This is a genomic window from Pseudomonas sp. FBF18, assembly GCF_024261405.1.
Lineage (GTDB): Bacteria > Pseudomonadota > Gammaproteobacteria > Pseudomonadales > Pseudomonadaceae > Aquipseudomonas > Aquipseudomonas palmensis.
In genome coordinates, this window is record NZ_QKRS01000015.1 from 114,495 (window position 1) to 124,756 (window position 10,262).

The window sequence follows — 10,262 nt, forward strand, 5'->3', positions numbered from 1 at the left end:
GTTCGGCTGTACGGGCCTAGGCTGCGTGTTTGGTTGGCCGCCAGAAGAGGCCGTTGAGTGATTTACAGGTCCGCGACGCCGCGGTAGGTGAAGCTGGCCGGGACCGTATAGGTCGCCGACTCGGTGATGGTGGGGCCCTGGTCAACTGGTTCGGTGACCAAGCCCTCGAAGCCGTTGCGGCTGAGCGCCGAGTCGACCCGGAAGAGACTCGAAAGCTCGTTCACCAGAGCCTCAGCGGTTTCCAGAGGCTGGCCCGCCGGGCAAACGATGCTCACCTGATAGACGCCGGTGTACTCGTACGCCTCGCCGCCCAGGTAGCGGCAGGTGGTTCCAGCCGGCAGCAGGTACGCCCTTAGGTAGGACTCGTTTGTCTGTGGCTCAAAGCCTTCTTCAAAGTTGGCGACCCGGATCGGTCGCGCCGCAGCCCAATCCATCAGCTTGATCTCGATGGCCTGACGGGCTCGTGCATGGCTCATACTTGGTTGTTCCTGATAGCTTCGTCAACGATGCGCTGAAAGTTGGCCAGGGTGACCCGGACCATACCGTGCGGTGCCTGGGTTGAGTGCCCATATTCCAAAGGCACCGCGTAGATTAGGTTGTTCACGATGTAGGCCGTCTGGCCAATGGTCAGGGCCTGCACCTGGGCCTGCAGGTCAGCGATCGCCTGGCTGCCCGACGGGTCGATGCGGTCGAGCTCGCCAGTTGCCGGAGCATCGATGGAGAATTGCCAGTTGCCCCGGAACCGTCCGCCGACGTAGCCCTGGCCTGCTACCAAGCCATTGGTGGCGAAGTTCTGCTCGCGCTCGGTCTTGGTCAGGGGCTTGGCGTACTTGACGCCCTTGCGCAGATTGCCGGCTTTGGTGAAGTTGTCCTGGTTCAGGTTGATCAGGGTGTTTCGGACCGCGACCTTAAAGTCGTAGTCATCGGCGGCCCTGGTTGCCTTGGCTCGATGGGCCACGTTGGCAGCCCATATCTCAGGGTTGCCTACCGGCGACATGCGGATAACGCTGCTGCCGATCTCGATCACGATCTCGCGGAAGGTTGCGTCGAGTGCTTGCTCGGCCTGCTCGGCGAACGCCCGGATAGCCTCGGCAAAGCCGCCCTGCAAGCCGCCGTAGCGCTGGGTCATGTGTGATCCGCGGGGCATGTCACTTCCTCAGTTGGACGGCCCAGGTGGCTTGGGCTGGGTCTTCGGATACGTTGAGCGTCCGGAACCCGCTGATCAGGTCGCCGATCTTCGGCACGGCCGGGGTGGCGGTCACCGCATCGGCCCGCCCTTCGAATAGTTCGTTCTGCAGCACCAAAAGCTTCACGTCCTCGGTTTGAATCCGCGAGCCGTCGATTTCTTTGGCCAGGTAGCTGCCGAACACGCCACGGCCCGTGTAGTAAAGCGTCGATGCCGGCACCGTGCCGCCTATGGCAGGGTCGTAGCCGCCCTTGATGGAGCGTGACCCCGCCACCGGCCGTACGGCATCAGCCAAGCCATCTGGATCGTCGAACGCCTCAGCTAGGTCAGCTTGGATCTCTTCGCGCATACCCATGGGCTAGATCCTCTTGAGCATTACGGTGCCCGAACGACGAGTCCAGGGAGCGATGAGGTCTAAGGCGAAGTTCTCGCCGGTCGAGCGATCCACAGAGCCAGCGACATAGGTCTTGCTGGTCGAGGTGCCAGCCTGGGCCGACACAGTCTTGCTCTGGATCTCGCGCTGGGTGTCCTTGTAGAGCTGGCCGGCGGCGGCCAACTTGGCCACCTGCGCGCCAGCACTCACGATGGCGTCCGGCACCGGATCTGGCACCGTTCGCTTGATCTTGGCCGTGAGCCAGGCGTTGGCCATGGCCACGGCAAGGACCGCATCACCGGTGCCAGCCCAGCCCAGCCCGAGCTTCTGGTCGACATCTGCGACGGTGATGAAGTCAGTCATGGCTTACTCCTGGGGGATCAGGGCTTGCAGGTCGGGCTTTTTCGCGCCGGCGTCGAACTCGATGCCCTTGGCAGTGAGCCATTCCTTCAGTTCGGGAGCGTTCATCTTGCGCGGGTCAGTCTCGGCCTCTTCTTGGCCGTCTTGCTCGCCAACCTTGATACCCGCAGCCTCATAGGCCTCGACGATCTCGGGCGCCTCGCCTTCGACCACAACATGCGTTGCGCCGTCGATGACCCCGAAGAACTGGCTCAGGAGCCGGTAACAAACGCCGCGCTCGCGACCTGGCTTGTCGGTGTAGATGACTTTCATAGCGATCTCCTGCACAGGGCGCCAAGTCGGCGCCCCGCATCATGGGTCAAGGGGTGGCGGTGCCGCTGATGACGGCGGCGAACGGTACCTGCTTGCGGTCGAACACACGTTCCCAGTTCGCAGCGCTGGCGTACTGGGTGGCGCTCGGGCTCAGGTTAAGGTTGTTGCTGCCTTTCCAGCTGAAACCGGCGGGCTGCAGGATGAAGGTTTTGCGTTCCCACAGGACTTCGGCACCGCCGCCATTGCCACCGTCCGGCTTGCGCTGCAGCTCGACCGGCACATGCGGAGCCCCCTCGCCATAACCGAAAGCGCCTTGGCCGAAGAATACCGACAGGAATTGACCGGGCGCATAGGTCAGGCTGTCATCCATGAACACCGGCTTGCCGAGGTAGGTGGCCAGGATGATTTTGCCGGTCGAATCGCGCAGGTACTCAATCAGGTCCTGCTTGACCATCTGGTTCATGACCACCGAGTGGACGCCGATGGCTCCGAACATGTCGGCCGCATCGCCGGCAGTGAAGGCAGCGTCCTGAAACGCGGTGGCGCTGATGGTGGCACCTGCGTCCTTGACCATGTCACCGGCATTGTTGGCAATGTTCGACGCGATGATGCCTCGTGCAGCGCCCAGCAGATAACGCTGCCACTGGCGGGTCCAGTACGTACCGAAGCGGTTGCGGATGTGCTGCATGGGCTCGCTATTAGCCAGCTCAGCAGTGAGGTCGGCAACACCGTAGCCTTTGTTGAGGTAAAGCGTACGGGCCCGCATGCTGCCCTGCTCGGCCTTGCCGACCTCGCCCAGGTCATCCGGGTTGTCGTTGGAGATGTTCGGCGCCTCGTCGGCGTCGAGATCTTGCCAATAGCTGATCTCGGAGGTGCCCTGGCCGTTGTTGGCGATATTGTCGAGCGTCGGCGAGCGGGTCACGATTCCCGATTCGAAGACGGAAGTTTTTTCAGGGGTGTTCACCGGCGCCAGCGCGCCGTAGTAGTCGCGGACGAAGATGTCCGACAGCTGGGTCGTGGCCATGGATTAGGTTCCTTGGGTGGCTTGCAGTTTTTTGAATGCTTCGGGGTTGTCGCGAGCGATCGCAGCGCGCTCGGTCTCGGTGTACTCGCCCCACTTCTTCGTGGCCTTGCCACCGTTGTCGCCGGTCTGTCCGGCACCCTGGGCCCTTGGCCACAGGTGGGTAGCGGTTTCGCGCAGCGATTCCGCCCATTCGAGGGGAGACAGCGGGGTCTTGCCGTCCTTCCCATACACGACTTCGCCGGCACGGTCAGTGGCGATTGGTTCGCCGTCTTCGCTCAATTTGAAGGTGCCGCGGGCTCGCAGGATGATGTCCTCGGCAGCCTCAGGCAGCGCGCCGGCCTTGATGGCGGCAGCGCGGATAGAGTCGGCCAGCACCTTGTCGCTGTACTTGGCAGCGAAGGCTTCGGCCTTGTCCGCGCGTTCGTTGGCGGCCTTGACCTGCTTATCCAGGTCGGTGCGCAGGCGCTCGGTACGTCGGGTGATGACTTCGTCCAGCTTGCCCTCGGCGATCAGCTTGGTCTCTTCGTCCTGGCCAACCTTGGCCAGCAGGCCCTTCACTGCCTCGATATCCAGGCCTTCGAATTGACCCTTCAGTTTGTCCAGCTCGGTCTTGATGGCCTTGTTGGAACCGATCAGCTCAGTGTTTTTGGACTTGAGGCCCGAGACCTCGCCATCCAGGAATTTCTGTACCTCGCCGCCCAGCGCTGCTTTGAGTGCTGCGGCTTGGGTGTCGTCGAGGGTGAGGCCGTGGGCGGCCGGGTCGAAGTCAAAAGGCATGTGGCTATCCCCTGGGGATTGGATGGGCCCGCCTGGCGGGCATGAAAAAGCCCCGCATCTGCGAGGCTTATTGATCGCGCCACGAAATCGTGGCTCTGCGTTTTGTGGCGCGGATCAGCTGATGCCGGCCCGCTCAAACGCCAACGGCTCCAACTCCTTGAGTTGGTCCAGCGTCAGCGGCTTGAAGTTCTTGTCCAGTTGCAGGGCGGCGAAGCGCTCGGCCGTCAGACCGCCGTCTCGGAAAAGCTTGCCGCGCACCGGCCCCAGCGCGGCATACTGGAAAGCTGCTGGCTGCGTCTTGAGCCACTGGTAATAGCTGAGGCTTGCCGAGACCTGCCCGCCGCCATCCGCGCCCACTGCGGCCCTCGTAGCGCCCTGTCCGAACAGCGCCGACAACCTGGTGATCGGCGTGATGGTCGTCCGGCAGTGGATGTGGAACGGTGGCACAGGGCCCTTGCCCATCTCGTACTCCCGACCATCCAGACTCCGGCACTGCACGCTGGTCTTCCGGTCCAAAGTGGCGACGATCCGATAGCCCGGCACAACCTCGGCATTCGCCTTGAGCGTTTCCATGCGTGCAGTGGTGGACACATGCTGGACTGCGGTCTGGACGACTGCACGGGCACTTCGGTTCGTGACCGCCAGTACTCCGTCCGTGAAGTTCTGCGCCGCGGTGCCGCGAATGGCCTTGGTGATCTCGGCGTTAGTCTGGCCCTGCACGACACCCATTCGAATGGCGTTGGTTACCCTGTCCGACTCGGTGCGCGTCCACCCAGTCAGGAAGGGCTTCAGCAGCTTGCCGCCATCGACGCCCGCCACCTGCAGGGGCTGCGTGTTGATCGCCGCCCTGAGTAGCGAGTCCGCCGGCATGACCGCATCGATCAGCAGCGCCTTGGCCAAGCTGCGGCCCTCGAATGCAGCCTCGTACTGCGCGATGTCCACTAGGTCGGACTGCATCCGGTCGCTGAAGGCCTTGTAGATCTCCAGCAGCTTGCCGCCCACCCGCCCGAGGAACTCTTCCAGCCTGCTCCGGCCGTAGGTGGTCAGTTCCTTGCGGGTGAGCTGGTCACGGACATGGCTGTCAGCTCGGCGCAGGTAGGTTTCGAACTTCTTGACCTCGCCAGCTTTGAGCCGCTCCAGCAGTACCGCGTGCCTACTGACCTGCTCCAGCAGCACCTCGTCCGCCGTCTGCGTCGGTTTCGTCGCCATCGTCTTTGTCCAGGTTGACGCCGCTCGCGTCGTGGTCGTCGCCGATCAGCTCGGCCTCTTCGTTGTACGGGCGCTCGGGCAGCTTGCCAGTGGTGAGGTACTGCCAATACGTCTCGGCGCTGATGGTGCCTGCCATGACGCTCTTCTGCAGCTCGGCCAGCACCTGGGCGCTGACCTCAGGGATCACGAACTCAGGCTTGACCGTGAAGACCACCTCGTCGGGGTTGAAGCCGGTCCACTCTGCGGCGTACCGCAGGGCCTGCTCGATGGCCTCTGCAGCGGTCATCACGATGCTATGCAGCGTTGCATGCTGGTCGTTCTGGCGGGTTTTGCGGGCCTCGCCCGATTCGGTGCCTGAGACGTCCATGACCTTGGCGCCAGCTTCGAGCGCGGCGTTCTTCTGGTCGCCCATCGCCGTGCGCACTGCCTGAATGCCAGCGCCCTGGAACTCTAGGTAGCCGCATTTACCGTTCGGCCCAAGATCCCAGGCCGCAGACGGCCCGGTCACGCTGAGCTCCACACTCTCGTCCAGCCCAGAGACCCACGGCTGCGGGTGGCTGGTCTGGTGCAGTGCGGTGAAGTAGTCGGCACTGAGCTGGTACGACTTCAGCGCAGCCCGGGCCATGGTCAGCAGCGGGACCTCGTCCACGTCCGGTGAGTTGTCGGTCGAGCCGCAGTAGATGACCGGGATGTAGCCTAGACCGCGTACCAGATTGGCGTTGCCGTCGACGACACCCAGCGGCCGGTCATCCTCTACCAGCTCTCCGGCCTCGTTGCGCACGCCAGTGCGGCAGACCGTGCCGTCCATGTAGAACTCGCGATAGACCGTCTCGCATTCGTGGCTGTACCGATCCTGCTCTTTGCGCCGGAATTCACGGAACACTGACAACACCAGGTCCTGGCGGCCGCCTTGATCGGCAGTGTCCCAGTTGATGGCGTTGCGCACCGCGTAGGTGGCGAAGTACGGCTGGCCCGCATCATCGATGTTGACCACCAACGGTACCCGGCCATGGGAAATGGCCTGGCGTACGATCCGCAGGAACAGCTGAGTCAGGCCGAAGCCGTCGGCCGTGGCGTTGTCCTCAAGCCCCTTCAGGCCCGCAGGCAGCTTCACCTCGGGTATCAGGCGCGATACCAGGCCCATCATCGAGCGGAGCGAGTCACGCACCCAGTGCTCGTACTGGGCGCGGTCGGTGTAGTTACGATAGAGGTAGGCATTGCCTGCGCCGTCTAGCTTCTCTGCCTCGACCATACCGCTTGGTTTCGGCAAATTGCGCGGGCTGCGCTTGATGGCGCATTCGCCCTCCAGCGCGTCGTCCATCATCCGCCACTCTTCGATGTGAGCGTCATAGTCTGGGTTGGTGGATTGAACAGGCATTACGCCAAACCTCCGATGCGGCGGGTGCCGGCGGACTGAGTCTTGATCGGGAACCGCTTGGCGATGAAGTAGCCGGCGGCGTCGTTCATGTGGTCGTGCCCCTTCTTGGGGTCTTTGTCCGGTTCGCCTTTGTCGGTGTACGTCTGCCGTTCCAGGCACTGGGTGAGTTGCGGGCACTGGTCGATGTTGACCTTCATGCGCCGCTCCCCGTAGGTGTTCAGGAACATGGCGTTGACCGCATTGATACGATCCTTCACGCCGGGGTTCTGTGAGTCGACCACCACGGTGAAGCCGGCTTTCTTGAGCAGGGACAGGTCCGATTCGCTGGCGTTTTTGCTGCTGGTGTTCTGTCCGCTGGCGTCTGGGTAAACAGAGACGCTGTGACCAGAGAAACGCACCTTGATCTTCTCGATCATCTCGGGCGTGTCACGCACCGAGTGGAACTCATCCAGTGCCAAAGGCAAGCCGTCTCGGACCACGTACACAACTGCGGCCATCTTCATGACGTTGAAGTCCATGCCGATGTGTATGGCCTCACCCGGCTTGATGCGTTCGCTGGTGCGGCACTCTGCCCTGTCGAAGGTGTAATAGACGACCCCGGCATAGTTCTCGAACCCTGCCTCGTACTCCTGGCGGAACGTGCGCGGGTCCATCTTGCGCCGGGCAGCGTCCAGCTCATCGGCCGGGACGTTGCCGCCCTGTAGCGATGTGTACTGCCAGCTCTTGTGGTCAGGCTCGCCGCCCGGCTGCCCGTCGCGGTAAGTGTCGTAGCAGTGATTGAAACCCTTCGGGGTGCCGATCCGCAGCGCATGCCCGCCTTTGCGCGACTCTCCGGTCTGGGGGATCGTATACTGGCAGGTCGAGAGCATCGGCCGGAGGACTTCTTCCCAGGCCGCCCAAGGGCAGTCCGCCCACTCGTCCACCAGGACGAAGAACAGGCCCGAGCCCCGCAGATTGTCGTAGTTGTCCAGGCCGACCACGCGCATGATGTGGCCTGACTTGAGAGTAATCGAGCACTCGGTCTCGTTCGGCCGTGCTGCGCGCCACGCCTCAGGGATGGCCTGCTTCAGTCGGCGCCAGAAGACCCGCTTGGCCTGCTTGAACGTCGGCGCGCCATACCAGATCTCGTCCTCGACGCTCACGCCCCATTCTGCAGCCAGTCTGGCCGCGCGGCGCATCTCAGCCTTGCCAAGAAAGGTCTTTCCAAACCGCCGGCCGCACACTGCATCGCGGAAGCGCGCCTCTGGCTGGAAGCCCCACACATAGATGTTCGCCTGCTTTGGCGTCAGCTTAACCGGCGCCTCATAGGTACGGGGTAACGGGGACATTCTCGTCTGGCTCCAGCTTGTACTCAGCAACGGCGTGCTGCTGGTCCGCCTGGGAGCCCAGGGGCTTGTCTGGTTCGAGCTTGCGGTTGACGTACATGTCGCCGCACTCCTTGGCCGCCTGCTCGTAAAGCTGGGCAGTCAGGGCCAGGTTGCGCATGTTCTCGGCCTTCTCGGCCATTCGCCCAAGCCCGCGAAGCCGGAACGCTCGGTTGGCGATCGGAATGTCTGCCGTCTCTTCACGAAAGCGCTTTCGGCATTCGTGGAACAGGTCAGCCCACTTTTGGGCCAGGCCTCTGCCTGCATACTTGGTTGGGTCATGCGACTCGCACTGCTGGCGACTCACCTCGATCCCGAATTCCTTCTTGACGGCCTCCACCACCTGGCTGGGTGAATCGAAGCAGGCCAGAGCCTGAACAATGAAGGCTTTGACCTCGCTTCGTAGTGCTGCCATGGGTTTGTCATCCGTCAAAACCTGTCAAAAATCAGGCCGACTTTAGTAGGCAGGTTCCGCAGGCCCTCGAAATGTTGATCTTGGCCACCTCAGGCGGCCGGCTTGCAGCGTCGATCAGCTGCTGAACGTCTTCGCTGGCGCCGTAGCGGCGGACCACACCGACGAATTCCTCCACATCGTGTCCGCGGAGCGTCAGGCTTGGCAGTCCGTCCTGGGTGAACTTAGGAGCACCGTACTGATCGAGCTTCTGGGCAATGTGGTAAAGCTCGTGCTCGATGAGGGCGCAGAACTCGGTGTCGGAGCACTGTGAGCAGTAATCAGCAGCCAGGGTGATGACGAAGCCCGGCACCTCACCGAACCAATCGATCATCTGTTGCTCTTGTCGGGCCTTCTGCCATCCGCCAGCGCGGAACATCACCGCCTCGGCCTGGCCAACTACCGTCCGACCTTGTTTCTCGAAGCAGGCTGAAGCCCACAGGAAGCGAAGCGGCGCGTCGATCAGGTGGGCATGGTCAGGGTTGTGCAGCTCGCCACCCTCACTGAGAATCGCAGCCTGAACCCATTCGCCAACCTCGGGGGCCGGCTGAATCCGGGCACCGAGCATAGACAGCTCGGTCAGCTCAAGGAGATCAGCCGGTGGAACTGGCCTTTCCATGCTGTTCAACCCTCATAGTCCGAACCCTGCCGCCGGTGTAGATATCCCGCTTCATCGCGGCCCTGACCGCATCCTCTGCGCTTGCACCCATATCCATTGCAGCCAGGGCATAGGCTGAGCCACTGCCAATGGCGTCAGGGTTGGCTGGGTCGAGTTCCTGCTTCCAGATGCCCGTCTTGTCGTCGTAGCCGACCATGAGCAGCCTGCCGCCATCGACGGCATAGCCTGAACATTCGACCGGGACCGCCGAGGGGGTGCCGAAGTAGGCCGCAATCAGGGCCTTCTCGTCGCACACAGCACCAGCCAGAAAGAAGCTGACCCCATCCACCACCTGGCACTTCGAACAATCATCAGAAACGATTGCGCCACCCCGCACCTGGCGAGTGTCGCAGGCGATAACGCCGTCCTTGTCGGCAATAGTGGTCATGACGGGCTCTCAGGCGAACGGGTCAGCGGGGTTGGCGATCGAGCGCACGAACCACATGAAGCCCTGCTGCAGGTTGGTCTTGGCCAGGGCCAGTAGCCGTGGGTCGACACCCTCAATCTGCCCGACCTGCTTGAACAGCTCACCGGCGTCGGCCTCCAGAGCCTTGATCGAATTCATGCCGTCGATCTCGCTCTGGGTGAGGTCGCGGTAGCCGGTGATCTTCTTGTGCTGGTTATCCATGGATGATTCTCTATGCTGTTTGCAAGGCCTAATGGAGAAGGACGCTATGGAAGGAAAAAAGGATCTCGCCAAAAAGCATCTAGAGCTGATCGACCAACTCAAGCGGCTTTCTAGCATGCTGCACGATCACCCAGGCAGCACCGATCCACTGCTGGTCATGCGGCTTGATTATCGAATACACCAACTAGAACAAGCTGTCGTGCAGGAGAAAGGCTGGCGATCTCCATTTTCGACAGGGGTTAAAAGATAGGCGCCTGATCTGTCAGTCAGCATCGCGCCACGAAACGGCGCATTTCGATTTTGTGGCGCGGTGGACTTATCCTATCCGCGAATGAATTACCCCACAGGGATCGGGATGACCAAGCTAACCAAGATTCGTATTGCCCTCACGCTCGGTGCGATCGTAGGAATCGCTCCTGTGACACTGATCTTCATATGGGGACTAATCTATTTGGTCATAGCCATCGTCTATACGGATAAGATTGCCTTGCCAGTGACGATAATCGCCATCTCTGTACCGAGCCTATGGGGGTGCTGGAAAT

General features: G+C 62.0%; 16 protein-coding genes. 2 read left to right on the plus strand and 14 right to left on the minus strand.

Features of this window, described 5'->3' with window-relative positions; genetic code table 11:
* Positions 1-62: 62 nt before the first annotated feature.
* The 14 genes from DN387_RS20765 to DN387_RS20830 all read right to left on the minus strand — a co-directional run bounded on the left by DN387_RS20765 (position 63) and on the right by DN387_RS20830 (position 9,720).
* The gene (locus tag DN387_RS20765) at positions 63-476 is read right to left on the minus strand and encodes a phage tail terminator-like protein (RefSeq protein WP_236171594.1); all 414 of its coding nucleotides are present in this window, start codon (positions 474-476) and stop codon (positions 63-65) included.
* Entirely contained in the window at positions 473-1,147 is a 675-nt protein-coding gene (locus DN387_RS20770) for a hypothetical protein (protein ID WP_236171592.1), read from the minus strand. Before DN387_RS20770 ends, DN387_RS20765 begins: the two co-directional genes overlap by 4 nt.
* A gap of 1 nt (position 1,148) precedes the next feature.
* Positions 1,149-1,541, minus strand: coding sequence for a hypothetical protein (locus tag DN387_RS20775; protein ID WP_236171591.1), 393 nt, complete (start codon positions 1,539-1,541; stop codon positions 1,149-1,151).
* Positions 1,542-1,544: 3 nt separating this feature from the next.
* A complete protein-coding gene (locus DN387_RS20780) occupies positions 1,545-1,922 on the minus strand; it encodes a hypothetical protein (protein ID WP_236171590.1) in 378 nt (125 codons plus the stop codon).
* A gap of 3 nt (positions 1,923-1,925) precedes the next feature.
* Positions 1,926-2,231, minus strand: coding sequence for a HeH/LEM domain-containing protein (locus tag DN387_RS20785; RefSeq protein ID WP_176516933.1), 306 nt, complete (start codon positions 2,229-2,231; stop codon positions 1,926-1,928).
* Between the two features lie 46 nt (positions 2,232-2,277).
* The gene (locus DN387_RS20790; protein WP_054915208.1) at positions 2,278-3,255 is read right to left on the minus strand and encodes a major capsid protein; all 978 of its coding nucleotides are present in this window, start codon (positions 3,253-3,255) and stop codon (positions 2,278-2,280) included.
* A 3-nt stretch (positions 3,256-3,258) separates the two neighbouring features.
* Positions 3,259-4,032 (minus strand): hypothetical protein, encoded by a 774-nt coding sequence (locus tag DN387_RS20795; RefSeq protein ID WP_236171589.1) that lies wholly within the window; start codon positions 4,030-4,032, stop codon positions 3,259-3,261.
* Positions 4,033-4,146: 114 nt separating this feature from the next.
* On the minus strand, positions 4,147-5,241 hold the full coding sequence (locus tag DN387_RS20800) for a minor capsid protein (RefSeq protein WP_236171588.1): 1,095 nt from the start codon (positions 5,239-5,241) through the stop codon (positions 4,147-4,149).
* Positions 5,186-6,619: a DUF4055 domain-containing protein gene (locus DN387_RS20805; RefSeq protein WP_236171587.1), complete on the minus strand. Its 1,434-nt coding sequence runs from the start codon at positions 6,617-6,619 to the stop codon at positions 5,186-5,188. The genes DN387_RS20800 and DN387_RS20805 overlap by 56 nt, the downstream gene beginning before the upstream one ends.
* Positions 6,619-7,947 (minus strand): terminase large subunit, encoded by a 1,329-nt coding sequence (locus DN387_RS20810; RefSeq protein WP_236171586.1) that lies wholly within the window; start codon positions 7,945-7,947, stop codon positions 6,619-6,621. The genes DN387_RS20805 and DN387_RS20810 overlap by 1 nt, the downstream gene beginning before the upstream one ends.
* A complete protein-coding gene (locus DN387_RS20815) occupies positions 7,922-8,398 on the minus strand; it encodes a DUF2280 domain-containing protein (protein ID WP_236171585.1) in 477 nt (158 codons plus the stop codon). The genes DN387_RS20810 and DN387_RS20815 overlap by 26 nt, the downstream gene beginning before the upstream one ends.
* 31 nt (positions 8,399-8,429) lie before the next feature.
* On the minus strand, positions 8,430-9,053 hold the full coding sequence (locus DN387_RS20820) for a putative metallopeptidase (RefSeq protein WP_176516942.1): 624 nt from the start codon (positions 9,051-9,053) through the stop codon (positions 8,430-8,432).
* Positions 9,028-9,480 carry a proteasome subunit beta gene (locus tag DN387_RS20825; RefSeq protein WP_236171584.1) on the minus strand — a complete coding sequence of 151 codons (453 nt, stop codon included), beginning with the start codon at positions 9,478-9,480 and terminating at the stop codon, positions 9,028-9,030. Before DN387_RS20825 ends, DN387_RS20820 begins: the two co-directional genes overlap by 26 nt.
* Before the next feature lie 9 nt (positions 9,481-9,489).
* The gene (locus DN387_RS20830; RefSeq protein ID WP_236171582.1) at positions 9,490-9,720 is read right to left on the minus strand and encodes a hypothetical protein; all 231 of its coding nucleotides are present in this window, start codon (positions 9,718-9,720) and stop codon (positions 9,490-9,492) included.
* A 46-nt stretch (positions 9,721-9,766) separates the two neighbouring features.
* Here DN387_RS20830 and DN387_RS20835 point away from each other — a divergent pair, with 46 nt between their 5' ends.
* Complete coding sequence (locus DN387_RS20835; protein WP_143516634.1) at positions 9,767-9,970, plus strand: hypothetical protein; 204 nt, start codon at positions 9,767-9,769, stop codon at positions 9,968-9,970.
* Positions 9,971-10,075: 105 nt separating this feature from the next.
* On the plus strand, positions 10,076-10,262 hold a 187-nt coding region (locus tag DN387_RS20840), incomplete at its 3' end, for a hypothetical protein (RefSeq protein ID WP_254506280.1).